This window comes from Halovivax asiaticus JCM 14624 (genome assembly GCF_000337515.1).
GTDB classification, from domain to species: Archaea; Halobacteriota; Halobacteria; order Halobacteriales; family Natrialbaceae; genus Halovivax; species Halovivax asiaticus.
Window position 1 is genome coordinate 276381 of sequence record NZ_AOIQ01000017.1, and the last position, 20062, is coordinate 296442.

The window sequence follows — 20062 nt, forward strand, 5'->3', positions numbered from 1 at the left end:
ACGAAACGGAGCGAGGGCTAAGTACCTGTTGACACGATAAGCGCCCGTATCGGCGGCCAGCGTCTGCCGCCCGTCGGACGGGTTGCCACGATTTAAGGTGATCCCGGCCCACTGATTCGATAGTGACCATGCCCCAGGAGACGGTGTACGCCATCGCGAGCGGGAAGGGTGGCGTCGGGAAGACGACCACGACGGTAAACCTCGGGACTGCCCTCGCGCAGGCGGGTGAACAGGTCGCGATCGTCGACGCAGACCTGGGGATGGCGAATCTGGCCGGATTCGTCAGTCTCTCTCCCGGCTCGGCGACGCTTCACGACGTGCTCTCGGGCGAGGCGTCGATCGAGGACGCGACCTACCGGCTCGCGGCAAACATCGTCGGGGTGCCAAGCGGCAACGAACTCGCCGACTACGCCGAGACGGAACCCGACGGCCTGGGCGAGGTCGTCGAGACCCTCCGTGATCGCGTGGACTACGTCCTCATCGACGTGGGCGCCGGCGTGAGCCACGAATCGGTCCTCCCGCTCGGGCTCGCGGACGCCGTCGTCCTCGTCGCGACGCCGGAACCCGCCGCGGTACAGGACGTCTCGCGGACGATCGAACTCGTCGACCGGGTCGACGGTGAGGTCGCCGGCCTCCTCGTCACGCGGACTCACCCGTCCGGTGACGTCTCCCCAGAAACCATCGCCGAGAAACTGGGCGTCGCGGAACTCGGTTCGATTCCGGAAGATAGGGCGGTGAGAGCAAGCGTCTACGCGGGCACACCGCTCGTCGTCCACGCTCCCGAGAGTGACGCAGCGGTCGCCTACCGCGAGTTTGCCACGACGTTGACCGGCGTCGAGAGTGCCGGGCCGTCGGCGGACGACGCGGCGGCGGATGATTCCTCGACAGCCGACTCGGAAGACACTGCCTCCCACGGCGACGTCTCGAGTGCGATTACCGACGCCGAACCCGACGCCTAAGCCCGTCTCCGCTCGACCGTAGCAGGCCTAAACAATTTGGGGAAATTGTCATACGCCTTCAGCCGGAGCAATTGGATATGGCTACCCCCATCGACACAACCGAGGCCTGTGAACTTCTCTCGGACCCCATCCGGCGGTCGGTGCTCGAACTGTTCCGCGACCGGGCGGTCTGGCCGATCGACGAGCTTGCGGCCGAACTCTCCGATCGAGACGGTGTGGCACCGTCGGCGGCTGGCTCGTCGGCGACCGCCGAACGGACGCAGATCGAACTCGTCCACAATCACATCCCGCGGCTCGTCGACCACGGCGTCCTGGAGTGGGACAGCCGGTNCTCGTCGGCGACCGCCGAACGGACGCAGATCGAACTCGTCCACAATCACATCCCGCGGCTCGTCGACCACGGCGTCCTGGAGTGGGACAGCCGGTAGGGTGACGTGGTTCGAAGCGATGGGTTCGACGCGCTCGACCGGATTGCCGAACTCGCCCCGGACGATCGCCAGCCGACTGTCGCGACGCTTACGGACGGGAACTGATCGGCGGACTGATTGTATCGCCAGCCGGACTAGACCGAGGGTAGCCGGTAGCGCGGGTCACCGTTCGTCGTGTTACATGCTCGGGCTGAGCGGTTGCGACCGCCGGTGTGAGGCGGCCGGTTCGCTCACATCGACCGCGGTGGGGCGACACCGAGGACGTTCAGCGCGTTCGCCATCGTGTGCTTCGAGGCGGCGACGAGCGCGAGGCGGGCGTCTCGGGTATCCGTATCGACGTCGTCGGCGAGGACCGGGCACTCCCGGTAAAACGCGTTGAACGTCTCGGCGAACTCGCGCGTGTACGTCGCGATGCGGTGGGGTTCGAGGTCGTCGGCGGCCTCCTCGATCTCCCACGGGAAGCGGCCGATGGTCTCGATCAGGTCGCGTTCGGCGTCGGTCGCGAGCGCGTCCGTGTCGATCGTCGTCGCGAGTCCGTCCTGTACGTTTCCGGGGTCCAGGCCGGCCTCTTCGAGGATGCCACAGCAGCGAGCGTGGACGTACTGCACGTAGGGCGCCGACTGGGCCTCGAAGTCGAGCGCGCGGTCCCACTCGAAGGTGATGGCCTTGGTCGGTTGCTTGGCGACGATGTCGTAGCGAACGGCGCCGATACCGACCTGTCGAGCGATGCGCTCGATGTCGTCCTCGGTGAGGTCGTCGTCGCGGATGCGGTCGTCGAGGCGGTCTTCGACCTCCTCGCGAGCGCGGTCGATGGCCTCGTCTAACAGGTCGTCCAGATCGATACCGGTCCCCTCCCGGGTGCTCATCCCCTCGCCGCCGGGGAGGTTGACCCAGGAGTAGAATAGTTGCTCCAGATTCTCGGTATCGTGACCGAGGAGGGAGAGCGCTTTGCGGAGTTCCTCGAACGTGAGCTCGTGGTCCTCGCCGATGACCGTCACCGCGCGATCGTACTGTTCGAACTTCCACTCGTGGTGGGCGACATCGCGAGTCGTGTACAGGGACGTGCCGTCGGCGCGCAGGAAGACGAACGGCTTCTCCATGCCGAACGCCGAGAGGTCGAGTTGCCAGGCGCCGTCCTCGTAGAACGCTTCGTCTACGTCCTGCAGGCGCGAGACGACGTCGTCGGTCGAGCCGTCCTGCATGAAGCGCGTCTCCTTGACGAACTCGTCGTACTCGGCCGGGAGGCGCGCGAGCGTCTCGCGCATGCCGCCGAGCACCTGATCGACGACCTCGGTCACGCGCTCGTAGGCGTCTTCGTCGCCGGCCTCGAGTCCCTGCATGATCGACTCGATCTCGGCCTCGGCGGCCTCGACCTCGGCAGCCGGGCCGTCCTCCAGGAACGCGTTGCCTTTGCGGTAGTAGCGGACGAGTTCGTAGTCGGCCTTCTCGCGCTGGGGTTCGGGCAGGTCGGCCTCGTCGAAGGTCTCGTAGGCCCAGGTGAAGACGGCGATCTGGCGGCCGGCGTCGTTGACGTAGTAGTGACGGTCGACGTCGTAGCCGGCGTAGGACAGCAGCGTCGCGACGGCGTCGCCGATGATCGGGTTGCGGGCGCGACCGACGTGGACCGGTCCCGTCGGGTTGGCGCTCGTGTGCTCGACGACCACCGACTCGTCACGATCCGGCCGGTGTCCGTAGTCGTCGGCCGTCGCCGCCTCGACCGTCTCGGCGTAGTAGGTGGGACTCGGCAGGAAGTTCACGTAAGGTCCCTGGGTCTCGACGCGGTCGACGTAGCGCAATTCGTCGACGTCGATCTCGTCGGCCAGCTCGGCGGCGACCTGTGGCGGCGCGGCACCGACCTCGCCGGCGAGCCGGAAGGCGACGCTCGAGGCGAGGACGCTGTCGACGTCGTCCGGCGGTTCCTCGATCCCGAGGTCGTCGGTCGGCAACTCGCGGGCCGAGAGGGCCGCATCGAGCGCCGACGCGACCTCGTCGCGAAGCGCTGGGAACATACCGCTCCGTTTTCGGGGCGCGGGTATAGGAATGTCGGGTTCGGCCGGTCCGCGGATGCCGCGCGGTCACTGCGGTGGGGCGGTCGTCGGACGCAGCTACATCGTCTTCAGGCCGGAGCCGGTCAACGGCACGACGACGTCCTCGTCTTCGTCGAGGTGGCCCAGTTCCCGCAGGTGGGCGAGTGCGGCCGGCGCGACGGCCGTCGTGGGTTCGACGTAGAACCCGCCGCGGTGGAGTCGATCGAGGGCGTTCTCGACTGCGCCGTCGCCGAGGCCGATGGCGGTCCCGTCCGTCGCTTCGATCGCCTCGACGATCTGGCTGCCGCGGGCGGGCTCGCGGATCTGGATCCCGTCGGCGATGGCGGCCTCGGATTCGCCCTCTTCGACGACGCGGTCGCCGTCGACGACGGTGACGATCGGGTCGTAGCCGACCGACTGGACGCCGAGCAGACGGGGCATCGTGTCGGTGATGCCCGCCTCACGGAGGAGGTCGAAGCCGCGGTAGGCCCCCAGGAAGAGCGTCCCGTGACCGATCGGGAGGACGAGCGCGTCGGGGGCGCTCCACTCGCGCTGGGCGGCGATCTCGAAGGCGAACGTCATCGTCCCCGCGTAGAAGGCGGGGTTCCAGGCGTGACTGGCGTACCAGCCGCGTCCGGTCTGATAGGGGGCGTCCGGATGGCCGTCGGCGGGGTTCGGGTGGCCGTCACTGCCCTCCCGGTCAGCCGCCGCGCCGTTTTGGTTGCCGGTGGCCGCACGGGCGCCCTCGACGGCGTCGACGCAGGCGGCCGTGACGTCCTCGCGCGAGCCCGGCACCCGGACGGGCCGGGCGTCGACGCGCTGGATCGCCATCAGCTTCGACTGTTTGACGTCCTCGGGGACGTATATGTCGGCGGGGAGCCCCGCCCGTGCGGCGTACGTGGCGATCGCGGCGCCGGCGTTGCCCGAGGAGTCCTCGATCACCTTCTCGACGCCGAGTTCGACCGCCCGCGAGAGCGTCGTGGTCGCCCCGCGGTCTTTGAACGAGCCCGACGGGAAGACGTACTCCAGTTTGAAGTCGGCGTTCCACTCGGGGGCGTCGACGAGCGGCGTGAACCCCTCGTGGAAGGTGACGTGTTCCTCGATCGGGAGGAACTCGAAGAACGTCCAGAGACCGCGGGAGGTGTCGAGACTCGACAGTGGCCGGGGATGGCCCTCCGGGTACGGTCGGTCGACGAACTCGAGGGCGTGCCCGCAGCCACAGCGCCAGGGTTCGTCGGGGCCGGCCTCGTAGACGGCGTCGCAGTCGGGGCAGACGAGATCTGACGCCATCAGACCGTCTCCACCCCGGTTCCGACCGAACAGACGTACTCGCCGGTGGCGACCTGCGGCAGTCGCCGGGTCCGCCAGACGACGCCGTCGGTCTTCGCACGGACGGTCGCCTTGGGTTCACCGAACGGCGTCGTCACCGTAAACAGCGTCTCGCCGGCCTCGACGCGGTCACCGAGATCGCACGCGAGGGTCACGAGCCCGCCCGCCGGCGCACTGAACTGGTCGAAGTCGTCGGCGCGTGTCTGGGGCTCGACCGTCGCGTCCCCGTCGAGGAAGCCGTAGTACCGGAGCACGTTGAAGACACCCTCGACGCCGGTCTGGATGCTCGATTCGTCCCAGCCGACGCAGCCGCCGAGTTCCGGGTCGACCGTCGGGATCCCCTCGTCCGGGGCGACGCGGGCCAGTTGTCCCTCCGGCCCTTTCTGGTCCAGAATGTGGCCGGCGCCGAAGACGCGCGCGAGTTCGAGACACTCGTCGTGCAGTCGGTGGCGCTGGCCGCAGCGGACGCGCACCTCGTCGATCATGCGGCTCGTCGATCCCTGGTGGAGGTCGAGCACGAGGTCGGCCCGGCTCGCGGCGTCGAACGTCGCCGCCGCGATGCGCTCGCTCGAGGTCCCGGTCTCGTCGCCAGGGTAGGTCCGATTCATCTTCCGGTCGTCGATCGGGTTACGGTGTTCGGCGACCTGATAGGCGTGGTAGTTGACGATCCCGACCACGAGGATCGTCCCCGACAGCTCGGCGGGATCGAGCTGTGGCACCACGCGCTGGAGGACACCCACGCCGTTCAGTTCGTCGCCGTCGCTCGCTGCTTGCAGGTAGAGGGTCGATCCGGCGTCGGCCCCGTTGATCACGGCGACCGGGAGCCCGAACGGCGAGCCGTCTCGGGTCTCGCCGACCTCGAGCCGACCCGTATCGAGCTCCCCGGGGGCCGCGTTCGCCGTTCCCAGCGTCGTCATGGGATGGACGATGGTGGCGCGTGTCTTTACTGGTTCGGTCTCCGGCACGTGGCCCCCGGGTGAGGGCGGTCACGTCGCCCGGTCGTCCTGCTCGACAAAGCGACTGATCGGTCCGCTCGACCGAATCATCGATCGAGCTGGCTGGCCGGGCCCGAAACGGGAATCGACAAGTGGATCCACCGCACACGCCTCGCCATGAGTGATACGGCGGATGCGACCGACGCCGACCCGGATCCGCTGGATCCAGTCAGGCAGTTTCTCGCGCTTGAGCGAGACATCCTGGTGCTCTCGCTCGCGATGTTCGCCTTCAGCCTCGGCTTCCAGATGACGAGCCGGTACATGGCCGAGTACATGGTCGCCCTCGGCGCCGGCGGGATCGCCGTGGGGCTGTTCGGGACCGTCGGGAACGTCGTCTCGGCGGTCTATCCCTATCCGGGTGGGGCGATCTCGGACCGAATCGGCTCGCGGTACGCGCTGACGGCGTTCGGCGCCATCTCGACGGCCGGGTTCGCGATCTGGTTCGTCGCGCCCGCACTCGCCGACGTCACGATCGGACCGACGTCGCTCGCCATCGTCGCGCTCTTCGTCGGACTGCTCTTCTCGCAGGCCTGGAAGTCGTTCGGCCTCGGCGCCACGTTCGCCATCGTCAAACAGGCGGTTCCGCCGTCGCGTCTCGCCGCGGGGTTCGCGAGCACCGAGACGTTCCGCCGGACGGCGTTTCTGGTCGGGCCGCTGCTCGCCGCGGCCGTCTTCCTCGCGTTCGGTGGGCCGACGGCCGAGGCCCTGTCCGCAGCGTCGGTCGTCACCGCCTTCCAGTGGATCCTCGCCATCGCGATCGGGTTCGGTATTCTGGGAACCGTCGCCCAGCACGTCCTCTACGACGCGAGCGAGGACAGCCTCGGCTCGGAGTTCGCCGGCGTCGCGCAGATCCGCGAGGACCTCGGGAGCCTTCCGGAACCGCTGAAACCGCTGCTCGTCGGTGACGCACTCGTCCGATTCGCCAACGGAATGGTTTACGTCTTCTTCGTCCTCGTCGTTACCCGAGAACTCGCCGTCGGGCTGACACTGCCGGTCTCGCTCCCCGTCCTCGGCGACGCGCTCTCACCCCAGGCGTTCTTCGGGCTCCTCCTGGCCCTCGAGATGCTGGTCGCCCTACTCGTGATGATCCCCGCGTCGAAACTCGCCGAACGCGTCGGGTTGAAACCGGTCGTCGCGCTGGGCTTCGCCGTCTACGCTCTCTTCCCTGCCCTGTTGATCTCGGCACCGGCGAACGCCGCCGTCGTCGCCGCCCTCTTTGCGTTCTCCGGGCTCAGATTCGCGGGACTGCCCGCGCACAAGGCGCTGATCGTCGGCCCCGCCGACCGGGACGCCGGCGGGCGCGTGACCGGCTCGTACTACCTCGTCAGGAACGTGCTGGTCATCCCGAGCGCGGCGCTGGGTGGGGTTCTCTGGTCCGGCCTCTCGAACCCGCTTTCTGGGGCGACGATCGTCGAAGGGTCGCCGACACTCGCGTTCGTCCTCGCCACGGTGATCGGTCTCGTCGGAACGGCGTACTTCCTCGTCTTCGGCCAGGAGTTCGAGGCCTACGCTTGAGGTGGCGGTACCTCGGTTCCGCAGAGCACCGCACAAATCAGTCGACCGGTCGTCCGTCCCCCGTCACCGGGGCCTACAGGAACGGTCGCCAGTAGTAGGGACTGACGAATCCCTCGATCAGGGCGGCGATTGCGAGCAGGATGCCGATGCCTAGCAGGACCCAGAACGCCCGTTCCAGGGCGTCGGCCAGCTCGAGGCGGCTTCCCGACCCGCGCCAGGTCCGCACCCAGGTCGTCCCGAGGAAGATGCCGACGGCGCCGGCGACGACGATTGCTGGCAGCTCGATCACGCCGTGGGGTGCCATAAAGGCGAGTAACTCGGCCAGTTCGACTTCGGTGCGGGCGACAACACCGATGGCGAGTCCGTTGAACGCGAGCGTGACGATTGCCGGGACGACCGCGAAGAACCCGGCGAACGCCATCGTCAGTGCGACCGTCCAGTTGTTGCCGAAGAACTCGGCCGCGGCGACTGGTGCCGAGTGGCCGACCAGCCGTCCGGCGATAGAACTCTCGACGGCGCCCGCGAGTGGTGCTGCGAGGAACCAGCCCGCGACGACACCCCCGACGAGCGTCACCGTCGCGATAGTGTGGACGCCGGGCGCCGCCTTGACGAACCCGAATAGTTCGCGCAGACTCCGACCGAGGCCGCGTACCACCTGACCGACGAGCGACCGCTCGACCCGGGCCGGCGGGTCGATGGCGAACCGACCGCCCCCGTAGAGCGTCGTCTTTACGAGGTCGAGCAACGGGAGGACGAATAGCGCGTAGCCAAGCCCCGTTCCGGCTGCGACGCCGAGGCGCCCGAGTGCAGCCGTGACGACGCCGAACCCGACGAATGCGACGATCGCGACGAGGTAGTACCCGGCGGCCTCGATCGGTCGGTGTCGCACGTAACTGGCTGCGTATCGCAGGCCCGAGAGGGCGCCCGTCTCGTCGACGACGACGGCGACGGGGGCGAACGCGAAGATCGCACGGACCGAGATGGCGCCGACGAGCCAGCCGAGGACGGCGACGAGGACGCCGATCGGACCGGCCTGCGCGAGGAGGACGGCCAGCAGCGTGAGACCGATCCAGGCGACCAGTTCGAGCACGTACAGCGCGAGGATCGAACGCCAGTACCGTCTGGCACCGGCGAGGCCGGCCACGAGGCCTCGCTCGTCCCGGAGTCGACCGAGGCTGCCGGCGAGCCGACCGGCGGTGACAGCGGCCGTGGTCAGGACGGCGACGAGCACGACGGCGAGGGCCGTCCCGATCCCGATCACGCCGACGGGAAGCGTCATCGCCGGTTCCAGGGCTGCCCCGAGTGATTCGGTCCACGCGGCGAACGCGTCGGGCGCGCGCTCGGGGTCTGGTGGGCCGCCGAGTCTCGAGAAATTGTCCCGAATCGTCTCGAGCCGGCCGGTCAGCGAGAGGTAGAGGCCGATCAGTGCGGCCCCGAGAAGGACGCCCGCCTGCGTGAGCCCGCCGATTGCCAGCCCGAGGACGTACAGCGGAAGCAGATCCGACGGCCGATTTCTCAGTACGTGCCAGGCCGTCGAAACGGCACGATCCAGTCGCATAGCGGGGGTTGGACGAGCCGACAGTTAAACTATCCGTCCGATTTCGCCGGGCGACGTGTGGACAAGTGTCCGTGTCCGGACGGACGATCGGCGACGGATCGCCAGCAATCGCGTGGTAGAATCCCTCGCAAACGGCAACTCTTTTCCACTACCGACCGAAAGTCAATGGTATGGCTGACGAGCTCACCAAAGGGCTAGAAGGTGTACTCGCCGCGGAATCCGAGCTGAGCTCGATCGACGGCGACGCGGGCCGGCTGATCTACCGTGGCTACGACATCGAGGACCTGGCGGCCGAGGCATCCTTCGAGGAGGTGCTCTTCTTGCTCTGGCGGGGCCACCTCCCGACGCGGGACGAACTCGACGAGTTCACGGCCGCGATGGCCGACGAACGGGCGATCGACGCCGCCGTTCTCGAGACGATTCGTTCGCTCGCGGCGGCCGACGAGGAACCGATGGCCGCGATGCGAACCGCCGTCTCGATGCTCTCGGCGACCGACGGAGACGCCGACGCCCCCGCCGACGATCGCGAGGCGGCCCGCCGGAAGGCCCGCCGGATCGTCGCGAAGACGCCCACGATCCTCGCTGCGTACGATCGCGTGCGCCAGGGGGAATCGCCGATCGATCCCGACCCCGACCTCGGGCTCGCGGCGAACTTCCTCTACATGCTCACCGGCGAGGAACCCGACGACGTGGCCGCCGAGACGTTCGACCAGGCGCTGATCCTCCACGCCGACCACGGCCTCAACGCCTCGACGTTCACCGCGATGGTCGTCGGCTCGACGATGGCGGACATGTACGCGGCCGTCACGGCCGGCGTCGGCGCCCTCTCCGGCCCGCTCCACGGCGGGGCGAACCAGGACGTCATGGAGGTCATGTTCGAGATCGACGAGAGCGACCTCGGCCCCCGCGAGTGGGTGCAGCGCGCGACCGACGAGGGCCGACGCATCCCCGGCTTCGGCCACCGCGTCTACAACGTCAAAGACCCGCGTGCGAAGATCCTCCAGGCCCGGAGCGAGGAACTCGCCGCGAACGGCGACGATACCTGGTACGAGATCACGACGACCATCGAGGACTACCTCTCCGAGGAAAAGGGCCTCGTCGAGAAAGGAATCGCTCCCAACGTCGACTTCTACTCCGGGTCGGTCTACTATCAGCTGGGCATCCCGATCGACATGTACACGCCCATCTTCGCGATGAGCCGCACCGGCGGCTGGACCGCACACGTCCTCGAATACCAGGCGGACAATCGCTTGATCCGCCCGCGCGGACGCTACATCGGCCCCGAAGAGCGGGAGTACGTCCCGATCGACGAGCGATAACGATCGCTGGCTGTACCGCCCGTCGCGGTCGTCAGGATGCGAGCGCCGACACGCCTATTGTCGCCCGTCTACACGTCCCCGTATGGCCTCCGAGCACCCGGTCATCGAGTCGCGGCCGCGACGTCTGCTCGCGTACCTGCGGCACAACGGCGGTCGGATCGTCGCCGACGCTGCCCTGTTACTCGGCTGGATGTTCGTCGCGTCGGCGACGTTCGACTGGCTCGAACAGCCCTCCTGGTTGCTCTACGTCGTCATCTTCTCGGGCGTCGTGCTGTACACGCGGGTGACGCCCACCTGGGAACGTCCGTACCGAAGTCCGGATTGAGGTCGTCGACCCCGTTCACATGCCGAGATAACGAAGCAGCGGGATGCACATCGCGGCGGCCCACAGCAGAACGCCGGTCCGGACGTGCCCCGGCTCTACGACCGGCGATCGGGCGGTCTGGGAGGCGCCCGCAGCGACGAACCCGAGTGCCGTCGCGAGAGCGGCTTGGTGGACGATCGTGTTGAGCGGGAGTGTCGTTACGCCCATGCTCGTGTAATCGAAGAACATCGCGACGACGAACCCGAGCGACGCGGCGGTAAAGGCGTGCGTCGCCGAAAGCTGGCGTGCGCTCAGGTAGGTGACCACGGGGAGGCCGAGGACGAGTGACGGATAGAGGACGGCCACGATCACCTTCGGCGGGGCGTCTACGAGGAACTGCTCGGCCTCGACACCGGCTACTCTGATCGCCGTGTAGAACGCGACGATGGCGGTTACGACGACGAGCGCCCGCACGCTCTCCTGAACACTATCGTTGTTCCACCAGTCAGTGAGCGATTCGCGTCGCCAGGAGTGGAGCGAAATCGAGCCCAGCAGTAACAGCGAGAGTGCCGCCTGCGATCCGCTTCCACGCAGTTTGACGACGGTCATCCAGCCGTCGGCGTCGGCGCTGCGGTCGTTGCCGACGTGCTGGCGATTCAGTTCCTCGACGAACCAGCGATCGAGGAACTCCGATTCGACGTACGACTGGGAGTCCTCGATGCCGTGGACGGTGTGGCGAAGCTGGAACCAGTCCCAGTGCTCGCGGTGGGCCTGCATCGCCGTCCAGTTGCCGTTCGCCGGATCGGTGTATGCCCGGATGTGGTGACGGTCGCCGAGGTACGTCCCGTCTTTGAGCTGGTAGGACTCGGGGAGCCAGTGGCCGGTCCCCGAGGGCGTCTCGACGTAGGCGTAGCGGTTTGCCCCGTCCGCCTGCCCCCAGGCGGTCGTCGACTCGTTGTTCGTCGCGGGGACGGCCTCGTCGTCGGGGGCGACGTCTCTCGATTCCGGTTCGAGCTCCTCCCAGTTGCCGGTCGAACGTTCTCGCAGGTATCGTTCCGTCACGTCGGCGTCGCCGTAGACGATGACGTTGAGTGCCAGCGTGCGCTGACCCGTCGTCTCGCCGCGACTCGTGTACGGCCAGAGTTCCGAGCCGTCTTCCAGCGGTTCCGTCGTGATCTCGCCACGCTGAGCGGGTTCGTCGAGTTCCGAACTCGCGATCGACCCCCCGACGGTCAGTAACAGGACGGCAAAGAGCAACGCGACCGCCAGCTGGGGTCGAATTTCGATCCGCACGACCGTGCGTATGGAGGCATTCGCCGAAAACCTTTCCCCATATCTTGGCCCGTCTCTCGTCGAACTGTCTCTACCGGACCGATCAGCTGCGTTCCGAACTCGTGCGTTCGTCCATCATCCGCGCCGCCTTCCCGGCCCAGTCGCCGTACCTGAAGCCGACGGTGACGACGAGCAACGACCAGGCGAAGTAGCCGACGATGCCGGCGCCGACGCCGGCCGCGCCGTAGCCGAGGGGGATGGCGGCGACGTACGAGCCACAGAGGTAGAACAGGAAGAGTCCGCTCGCCCGGGCGACGAACGGAATCTTCGTCTCCCCGGCGCCCTGGAGCGCGCCGGCGATGACGATGTAGGTGACCAGGAACGGCGCCCCGAGCCCGTAGGCGACGGCGAAGGTGATGGCGTACTCGACGGTCTCGGTGTCGTCGGTGAAGATTGCCACGAACGTGTCAGCCTCGAGGGCGAGTCCGATGCCGATCACGCCGACGGTCGCGAGGCCGAGCGCGGCGATCGCCCACCCCTCGAACCGCGCCTGTTCTGGTTTCCCCGCCCCGAGCGACTGCCCGACCACGACGCTCGCAGCGACGTTGTAGCCCCGGCCGAGCGGGCTCGTGATCTGCTGGTACACTCGCCGACCGACCTGATAGCCGGCGTTCACCTCGGTCCCGAGGAGGAGCAGCAGGGAGTTGAAGGGAAACTCGATGGCCGTCGCGACCATCCCTTCGCCGACGCGCGGCGTACTCACCGCGACGAGCTGTTTCGTCACGACCCAGTCCGTCGGGCGGACGAGGCGTCCCTGCCGGAACGGGCTGGCGATGACGCCGACGAGGACGATGGCGGTGAAGACGTTGGCGACGGCCGTCGCGATCCCGACGCCGACGATCTCCAGGCGGGGCGCGCCGAAGAGGCCGAGTCCCAGAACGACCGACCCGGTGACGTTGGCCACGTTCGCGACGACGTTGACGACCATCGGCGAGACGGTGTCACCCGTGCCCTGCAGCGCACGGGCGGCGATCAGGCCGACGTGCCGTGCCGGCGCCGTCACCATGACGAGTGCGAGGTAGACCGACCCGTAGGCGACGACGGCGGCGTTTCCGCCGAGAACGCTGATCGCGAACTCGGAGAGGACGAGCCCGAAGAGGACGAACGGAACGCCCGCGATCGCCCCGAGCACGATCGCCTGCGTGATGGCCTCGTCGCGGGTATCGCCCGCTCCGCGGCCGGTATCCTGACTCGACAGGGCGATCGCGCCACCGCCGAGACCGAGGCCGATGCGAAGCGGGAGGCGCGCGTAGAGGTCCGCCAGTCCGATCGCGGTGATCGCCGCCGGCGAGAACATGCCGCTGATGATGATGTCGACCGTCCGCATCAGCGTTCGCGTCGTCTGCTCGGCCATGATCGGCCACGCGAGGCCGATGACGCGCTTCCAGACGGCGAGCATCCGCGAGCGAACGCCCCCATCGCTCATACGATCCGAAACATCGGTGGTGATTTGAGTGTGCCGATAACGGAAAGTGGGGTGGCGTTCACCCTCCGATAGTGACGTTCGAACACACCTGCTTCGTGTACGGTACGCTCACCGAGCCAGCACGCGTCGAGACCGTCGTCGGTCCCGCCGATGCCGCGCAACTGGGACCCGCGATACTCGACGGACTCCACTGCGTCGAAGGCGAGTACCCGACGCTTGCACCCGGCGGGTCCGTCGAGGGATCTCTCCTTGCCGTCGACGATCCGGGCCTCAACGCGCTCGACGAATACGAGGGCGTCGACCGCGGGCTGTACGTCCGCGTCGCCGTCTCGTGTTCACATCCCGATATCGACGCTGACCGCGTCTGGACGTACGTGGGAGAGCCGTCCCGTCTCGACGCTGACGCCGAGTGGCCCGGTGACCGATCCTTCGAATCGCGGGTCCAGGACGAGGTCGCCGACTGCGACGTCGTCGGGCCGCGGTCGTAACGTCCTGCGTGTCCGTTGATCGGTTCCACCGCTCTCTGTATTGCCATCACGAATGACGGCCGTCCGCTTTCCGTCTGACGATCGATTTTCCCCGACGCCGTCTTCCGGTTTCACTTTCACTCCGGGGCCCCTACGTTTATGTGGGCCCCGGCCCCGAGTACAGATGCACGACACACGCCGTGCATCCAGTATTCCCTCTCGCACGTGAACCGACCCGCAATCCTGTCTGATCCGGGTCACCACACTGGGGGTGGGCGGGCCTGGCGCTATCGGGCTACGCCCGCACCGACTACAATCCTTAACAGTGACCTGTGTGTAGGCTACGGTATGCTCGAACTCGCAGACATCGAGGCCGCCCGTGAGCGCGTGGCCCAGACGGCCCGCGGGACACCCCTCGAGTATTCACACACCTACACCGCGATGACCGGCGCGGAGGTCCACCTCAAACACGAGAACTTCCAGCGCACCGGCGCGTTCAAGATTCGCGGCGCGACCAACCGCATCGCGACGCTCTCCGACGCGGCGAAGGAGAAAGGCGTCGTCACCGCGAGCGCCGGCAACCACGCCCAGGGCGTCGCCCTCGCCGCGACCCGCGTCGGTGTCGACTCGACCATCGTCATGCCCGAACACGCGCCCACGGCGAAAGTCAAGGCCACCGAGAACTACGGCGCCGAGGTCGTCCTCCACGGGGCGAACTACGACGCCGCGGCCGAACGCGCCCACGAGATCGAGCGCGAGGAAGATCGCACCTACGTCCACGCCTTCGACGACGAGCAGGTCATGGCCGGCCAGGGAACCCTCGGCCTCGAGATCGTCGAGGAGTGTCCCGACGTCGAGACCGTCGTCGTCCCGATCGGTGGCGGCGGCCTCATCAGCGGCATCGCGGCCGCCGTCAAAGGCATCGACCCCGACATCCGCGTGATCGGCGTCCAGGCCGCCGGCGCCTCCAGCGCCGCCCCCTCGCTCCAGAAGGGCGAACGCGTCGTCATCGACGACGTCGAGACCATCGCCGACGGCATCGCCACCCGCTCGATCGGGGATCGGACCTTCGATCACATCCGGGAGTACGTCGACGAGGTCGTCACCGTCACCGACGCCGAGATCGCCGTCACCATGGTCTACCTCTTAGAACGCTCGAAGACCGTCGTCGAGGGCGCTGGGGCGGTCGGTCTCGCCGCCACCATCTTCGACGCCTTCGACTACGACGAAGGCGAAGTGATCGTCCCGCTGCTCTCCGGCGGCAACGTCGACATGAACACGCTCACGACCGTCATCATGCGCGGCCTCGTCGAGATGGGGCGCTATCTCAAACTGCGCACCGTCCTCAAGGACCGCCCCGGCTCGCTCGAAGAACTGCTCGCCATCGCCGCCGACCACGGCGCCAACATCTACTCCATCCACCACGACCGCACCTCCCGCGAGATCGAACTCTCGGACGCCGAGATCGAACTCGAACTCGAGGTCCGCGGCCACGACCATGCCGACGCCCTCGTCAACTCGCTCCGCGAGTCGGGGTACGAGGTAGAACAACTCGACTAACAACCTTTTGCGCTGCGGGCGCGGCACGGCCGCGCCCTCGGCAAAACGTTGATGAAAAGCCTCCTTCTTCCCCGCCAGCGCCGCGAAGCGGCGCTTCTGGGTCAGTCGTCGGCCCGCTCACTCGTCCGCAACGCGGACTCGCTCGCGGTGAAATCGCCAGTATCTACCTGCCTTTCCCCGTGCTCGCGCGGATCGCTGTCGCGATCACGCGCTCCCGGCCATCCCGTCTCTCATTTATATAAGTTCAGAAACAAAAACACGGTTCAGGGAACGATTTTGTTATCTGCGCTGGTGCTTGTTCGCATGGAATCAGATGCGAACGAGGCTGATGCGGACGGGTTCGTCCCGGTCGTCGACGCGGCAGCACTCGAATCGGAGGGTCGGAAACTCGTCACGCCGGAGGGGACGGCTATCGCGCTCTTTCATCACGAGGGAGCGGTGCGAGCGGTGGATAATCGATGTCCGCACATGGGGTTCCCGCTGTCGGACGGAACCGTCGAGGAGGGCATCCTCACCTGTCACTGGCATCACGCGCGGTTCGAACTGTCTTGCGGGGACACGTTCGATCCGTGGGCGGACGATGTGCAGACCTACCCCGTCGAGATTCGCGACGGGACGGTCCACGTCGATCCAAATCCACCACTCGACCGACCGCCTGCGGAACACTGGGCGGACCGGCTGGAGAGCGGCCTGCAGGAGAACCTCCGGCTCGTCGTCGCGAAGTCGACGATCGGGTTGCTCGACGCCGACGTCGATCCGCAGGACCCGCTTACCACGGCGCTTGAGTTCGGCACTCGGTATCGCGAGGACGGCTGGTCGTCCGGACTGACGATTCAGGGTTGTATGGCGAACCTGTTGGGCGTGCTCGACGAGGACGACCGCAAGCGGGCCCTGTATACCGGCATTCGCCACGTGGCGGCCGACTGTGCCGGCCAGCCCGCCAAATTCGACCAGCCGTCGTTCTCGACGGATGAGGTATCACTGGACAGGCTTCGCTCCTGGTTTCGCGACTGCATCGAGGTCCGTGATCAGGATGGCGCCGAGCGCTGTCTGCGGACCGCCGTCGCCGCCGGATACGACGACGCGGCGCTCGCCGACCTCGTCTTCACGGCGGCGACCGATCACCCCTACCTTTCGACGGGCCACACGCTCGACTTCGCGAACAAGGCGTTCGAGAGCCTCGACACGGTGGGGTGGCCCGACGGCGGCCGAGTCGGGACAGAAGCGGCGGATGCGAGCGCGGCCGGCACAGGAGCCGGCTCGTCCGCCACCGGCAGCGGTGACGGGCTGGTCGCCGACACGCTCGCCTCGCTCGTCGAGCCGCTCGCGACCGCGACGCGCAGTGACGAGTCCTCGTCGTGGCGCCAGCCCGTCGATCTCGTCGCCCTCCTCGCCGAGGTCTACGGCGGCGACGTGACCGAGACGAGCGGAATCGAGTCGCTCGTCGAAGCTGGGCAGGGCGAATCGTGGTCTCGCTCAGACGGCTTCCGGGAGACGCTCCTGGGCGACGATCCGGCGGCCATCGTCGAGACGCTCACCGATGCGATTCGAGACGGCGCGACAACTGCGGACCTCGCCGCCGAAGTCACGCGAGCGGCCACGACGCGGGTCGCACAGTTCGGCACCGCGAACGAATTCGGCGACTGGAACACGGTCCACCACACGTTCACCTACGCGAACGCGGTCCACCAGGCGGCCCGCCGGACCGACGCCGTCGCGCTCTACCGCGGCGTGTTCGACGCCGCACTGAGCGTCTACCTCGACCGCTTCCTGAACACACCGCCGGCCCCGATCCCGGAACCCGGTGACAACGAGACCGGTCGCAACCCGGGCGACGTTCGCGACGACCTTCTGGCGACCTTCGACGAGAAGGGACGGGTGAACGAGGCGGGTCGACTCGTCGCGGAGTACTTCGACTGCGGCGGGGAGCCGGCCGACCTGCAACGCACGCTCGGTCACGGACTCCTCCGCGAGGACGCCGGCTTCCACACCCTCCAGAACGTCGAAGCGGCGTTTCGCCAGCATTCGCTCGCGGAAACCGACGCGGACCGACGGCTCCCGCTCGTCGCGACGGCACGCTACATGGCTGCTCACTTCCCGACGAATCGGGAGGCCGAACAGACGTTCGCCATCGCGGCCCGGTTGAACCGTGGCGAGCGCGTTCACGAGGGGTGAGCGCCACCGGCGGTTCGGCTACCCGACCAGTCGGAACCGACTCGCTTTTCGCCCGCGGCCCGTAGGACCACACGTGGAGGGGCAGGGATAGTGGAGGTCCACGTTTACTACGAGGGCGACGACGACCCGAAGAAGTGCACGGCTCGGCGGCTGGAGCGCTTCGACGAGGCGATCCTCCATCGTTCGATGGGGCAGGTTCCCTACGGCGTCGTTCTCAATCCCCACGCCGAACGGGCGCTGTCGCCCGCCGACCGGGATGGAGCGCTCGAGACGCTCGTCGCGCTCGATTGCTCGTGGGAGTCCGCCGGCGAAGCGGCCTTCTCGATGCCCGGCGAACACCGCGCACTGCCCTTCCTCGTCGCGGCCAATCCAGTCAACTTTGGCCGGCCGTTCCGCCTGACCACCGTGGAGGCGCTGGCCGCCGGGCTGTGGATCCTCGGCGAACAGGGCCACGCCGAGGAACTGCTCGACCCGTTCCGTTGGGGCGAAACCTTCCTCGAACTGAACGAAGAGCCTCTGCGACGGTACGCCGACTGCGCGGATTCGAGCGAGGTCGTCGCCGTCCAGGACGAGTATCTCGTCGACGAGTGAACGTCTCGGCGCGGTCGCAGCCTGTGCGTCCTGAAATTATTTCAACGTGTATCGCATAGCGACACGCATGGTGAGCCTCGGCCGCGGTGACTCTTCGACGATCGGGACCGCACTCGGTGCACTCGTCGCGATCATCGCCGTCGTCGGCACGCAGTTTCTCGGCTGGGAGTGGGGCGACGGCCAGCTCGTCCCGACGATCATCGGCGTTCTCGCGGCAGCGGTTGCGATCGTTCTTCTCAGTCGTCGGTTTCTGTAGCGTCGCGTGGCAGCCGGAACGACGGTAAAAAACGCGTGTCGGTGACAGGCGTCTGTGTCCCTACGCCGTCGCTTCGAGTTCGTCCAGACTCTCGAGTGCCTGGACGACGGCCTGGCGGTAGTTCTCGACCGGGGAGTCGTACTCCTCGCGGGCGAGCTGGGCGTACTCGTTCGTCGGGGCGGTCGAGCCGCCCTCGGGGTCGTCGCGCTCGGCCTCCCACGCCTGGAAGGCCTCGATGCGGTCGAGCGTGCGTTCTGCGGTCTCGACGACCCAGCGGTCGCGGGTGGTCTCGTCGACGATCGAGATGGACTCGGGTCGCAGCGAGACGGTGACCGATCCATCGTCGGGTTCGTAGGTGCGCGGTTTGCCGACGACGGCGACGTACTCGGGCGCCTCGGCCTCGCGGAGGACGGCGGCGGCCTCCGGCTGGTACTGGCCGGCGTAGGCGAAGAAGGTGCCCGTCGGGTCGACGACGCGGCCGCGCCAGTATTCCGAGTCGTCGCCGACGTCCTCGGTCTCGGTGAGGGTGCCGACGGCGAAGACGCGGTTGGCCCGATCGCCGGTGGGCAACAGCGCGTAGTTGGGCGCGCGTTCGTCGTCCGATTCCTTGAACGTGTACGTCGCGTCGTTGAATTCCGAGGCGAAGACGCGGCGGGCGACTTCGCGCGAGAGTTCTGCTTGGCTCATGTTACATCGACCTCGCTCTGATCAGCAGGGGATCCGGATCCGCCGGCTCGTCGAGCTCCGTGACGTCGTCGGCGAGGACGTATCGACCGAACGTCGGCCCCTCGACGCGGTAGTAGGTGCCGATGATCTCGTCCGCGATCTCGTCGGCGACGATTGTCGTGTCGAGCGCGTCCATCGCCATCTCCTTGGCTTCTTCGAGGGTGATTCCCGTGAGTGCTTCTGTCGCCTCCTGGTCGAAGATGACCTCGTGGGCGTCGATTCCGTCGTCGACGACGCCCTTGATCCGGAGGTCGAACTCACCCTCGACCTCGCCGTGTTCCGAACAACGGCCGTTCTGGAGGACGCGCGTACAGTCGTCCTCGGGACAGCGCTTGATGAGGCCGGAGCCGCTCTGCATGGCGACCATCGCGCCCTCGATCTCGGAGGTGTCGGTGCCGACCTCGATGTCGTCGTCGAGTTCCTCGATGACGGTCGTCTTGTTCAACTTGACCGAGTACCGGCCCTGGTACTCGTCGGTGACCACGTTCTCGAGGCGGTAGACGCCGCCCTCGTCGAGTGTCGGGAGCTCGGATTTGGCCCACTTCGTGAATTTGATCGTCCCGCTCGGGTCGCCGAGGAGGCCGACCTGTGCGACCGAATCGCTCCGGGGATCCCAGAGCTCGATCACTTTCACCGTCACGTCGACCCACTGCTCGGGCTCGTCGATCTCGGCGAGTTCGACGGATTCGCTGCCGCCGCTCGCGATGTCCTCGCGTTCGAGGCCCGCCTGTTCTAAGTAGTGATTGGTGACGCTGCGTCGGGCCTCCTCGATGGGGACCTTGTACTCGTCGACGAGCGTCGTGAGTCTGTCCTCGACGTCGTCGACCGAGACGTCGAGATGGTCTGAAAACTGCTCGTGTATGTCTGCCGCGTGCTGGCTAACGTCGCTCATAGTGCTCGCCTCCTCTTGTGTTCAACGGGAGGCATACGCCGATTGGTGCCCGATCGTATTTAAAGTGCCGTAACCGGGGCGAAAGTGTTTCTGTCGGGCGATTCGGTGCGGACCCGCCGACCGGACGGGACTCGACACGAACGCCCGGCCAGGCGACGACGCGCTCGGCTGGGAGACGCTCTCTGACTGGATCGTCCCGGACG

At 67.4% G+C, this 20062-nt stretch carries 18 protein-coding genes; 10 read left to right on the top strand and 8 right to left on the bottom strand.

What is annotated here, in order from left to right; all coding sequences use genetic code 11:
* Nucleotides 1–128: 128 nt before the first annotated feature.
* Both minD and C479_RS11565 read left to right on the top strand, forming a co-directional pair.
* The gene (gene minD, locus C479_RS11560) at nucleotides 129–959 is read left to right on the top strand and encodes a MinD/ParA family ATP-binding protein (protein WP_007702592.1); all 831 of its coding nucleotides are present in this window, start codon (nucleotides 129–131) and stop codon (nucleotides 957–959) included.
* 77 nt (nucleotides 960–1036) lie between these two features.
* A complete protein-coding gene (locus C479_RS11565; RefSeq protein WP_007702593.1) occupies nucleotides 1037–1387 on the top strand; it encodes a DUF7344 domain-containing protein in 351 nt (116 codons plus the stop codon).
* Nucleotides 1388–1617: 230 nt separating this feature from the next.
* Here C479_RS11565 and argS read toward each other — a convergent pair whose 3' ends face one another.
* The 3 genes from argS to C479_RS11580 all read right to left on the bottom strand — a co-directional run bounded on the left by argS (nucleotide 1618) and on the right by C479_RS11580 (nucleotide 5660).
* Nucleotides 1618–3396 (bottom strand): arginine--tRNA ligase, encoded by a 1779-nt coding sequence (gene argS, locus C479_RS11570; RefSeq protein ID WP_007702594.1) that lies wholly within the window; start codon nucleotides 3394–3396, stop codon nucleotides 1618–1620.
* A gap of 96 nt (nucleotides 3397–3492) precedes the next feature.
* A complete protein-coding gene (locus C479_RS11575) occupies nucleotides 3493–4704 on the bottom strand; it encodes a pyridoxal-phosphate dependent enzyme (protein WP_007702596.1) in 1212 nt (403 codons plus the stop codon).
* Nucleotides 4704–5660, bottom strand: coding sequence for a succinylglutamate desuccinylase/aspartoacylase family protein (locus C479_RS11580; protein ID WP_007702599.1), 957 nt, complete (start codon nucleotides 5658–5660; stop codon nucleotides 4704–4706). The genes C479_RS11575 and C479_RS11580 overlap by 1 nt, the downstream gene beginning before the upstream one ends.
* Before the next feature lie 195 nt (nucleotides 5661–5855).
* On the opposite strand from C479_RS11580, the gene C479_RS11585 reads away from it, so the two are divergent.
* Complete coding sequence (locus tag C479_RS11585) at nucleotides 5856–7253, top strand: hypothetical protein (RefSeq protein ID WP_007702601.1); 1398 nt, start codon at nucleotides 5856–5858, stop codon at nucleotides 7251–7253.
* 73 nt (nucleotides 7254–7326) lie between these two features.
* On the opposite strand, the gene C479_RS11590 is transcribed toward C479_RS11585, so the two are convergent.
* On the bottom strand, nucleotides 7327–8811 hold the full coding sequence (locus C479_RS11590) for a stage II sporulation protein M (RefSeq protein ID WP_007702608.1): 1485 nt from the start codon (nucleotides 8809–8811) through the stop codon (nucleotides 7327–7329).
* A gap of 170 nt (nucleotides 8812–8981) precedes the next feature.
* Between C479_RS11590 and citZ the strand changes: the two genes are divergently transcribed.
* Nucleotides 8982–10130: a citrate synthase gene (citZ, locus tag C479_RS11595; protein WP_007702611.1), complete on the top strand. Its 1149-nt coding sequence runs from the start codon at nucleotides 8982–8984 to the stop codon at nucleotides 10128–10130.
* 82 nt (nucleotides 10131–10212) lie between these two features.
* Nucleotides 10213–10455, top strand: a complete 243-nt coding sequence (locus C479_RS11600) for a hypothetical protein (protein WP_007702613.1) — start codon at nucleotides 10213–10215, stop codon at nucleotides 10453–10455.
* Nucleotides 10456–10470: 15 nt separating this feature from the next.
* Here C479_RS11600 and C479_RS11605 read toward each other — a convergent pair whose 3' ends face one another.
* Together C479_RS11605 and C479_RS11610 are read right to left on the bottom strand one after the other, a co-directional pair.
* A complete protein-coding gene (locus C479_RS11605) occupies nucleotides 10471–11727 on the bottom strand; it encodes a hypothetical protein (RefSeq protein ID WP_007702616.1) in 1257 nt (418 codons plus the stop codon).
* 82 nt (nucleotides 11728–11809) lie between these two features.
* A complete protein-coding gene (locus C479_RS11610; RefSeq protein ID WP_007702618.1) occupies nucleotides 11810–13192 on the bottom strand; it encodes an MATE family efflux transporter in 1383 nt (460 codons plus the stop codon).
* 71 nt (nucleotides 13193–13263) lie between these two features.
* Here C479_RS11610 and C479_RS11615 point away from each other — a divergent pair, with 71 nt between their 5' ends.
* The 5 genes from C479_RS11615 to C479_RS11635 all read left to right on the top strand — a co-directional run bounded on the left by C479_RS11615 (nucleotide 13264) and on the right by C479_RS11635 (nucleotide 18241).
* On the top strand, nucleotides 13264–13680 hold the full coding sequence (locus C479_RS11615; protein WP_007702620.1) for a gamma-glutamylcyclotransferase family protein: 417 nt from the start codon (nucleotides 13264–13266) through the stop codon (nucleotides 13678–13680).
* Nucleotides 13681–14007: 327 nt separating this feature from the next.
* Nucleotides 14008–15219, top strand: a complete 1212-nt coding sequence (gene ilvA / locus C479_RS11620; RefSeq protein WP_007702623.1) for a threonine ammonia-lyase — start codon at nucleotides 14008–14010, stop codon at nucleotides 15217–15219.
* A gap of 303 nt (nucleotides 15220–15522) precedes the next feature.
* Nucleotides 15523–17394, top strand: coding sequence for a Rieske (2Fe-2S) protein (locus C479_RS11625; protein WP_007702628.1), 1872 nt, complete (start codon nucleotides 15523–15525; stop codon nucleotides 17392–17394).
* Between the two features lie 90 nt (nucleotides 17395–17484).
* On the top strand, nucleotides 17485–17985 hold the full coding sequence (locus tag C479_RS11630) for a DUF367 family protein (protein ID WP_007702630.1): 501 nt from the start codon (nucleotides 17485–17487) through the stop codon (nucleotides 17983–17985).
* 67 nt (nucleotides 17986–18052) lie between these two features.
* Nucleotides 18053–18241, top strand: coding sequence for a hypothetical protein (locus tag C479_RS11635; RefSeq protein WP_007702633.1), 189 nt, complete (start codon nucleotides 18053–18055; stop codon nucleotides 18239–18241).
* A gap of 60 nt (nucleotides 18242–18301) precedes the next feature.
* Here C479_RS11635 and C479_RS11640 read toward each other — a convergent pair whose 3' ends face one another.
* Together C479_RS11640 and C479_RS11645 are read right to left on the bottom strand one after the other, a co-directional pair.
* Complete coding sequence (locus tag C479_RS11640; protein WP_007702640.1) at nucleotides 18302–18928, bottom strand: RPA family protein; 627 nt, start codon at nucleotides 18926–18928, stop codon at nucleotides 18302–18304.
* 1 nt (nucleotide 18929) lies between these two features.
* On the bottom strand, nucleotides 18930–19859 hold the full coding sequence (locus C479_RS11645) for a nucleic acid-binding protein (protein WP_007702642.1): 930 nt from the start codon (nucleotides 19857–19859) through the stop codon (nucleotides 18930–18932).
* Nucleotides 19860–20062: the final 203 nt, after the last annotated feature.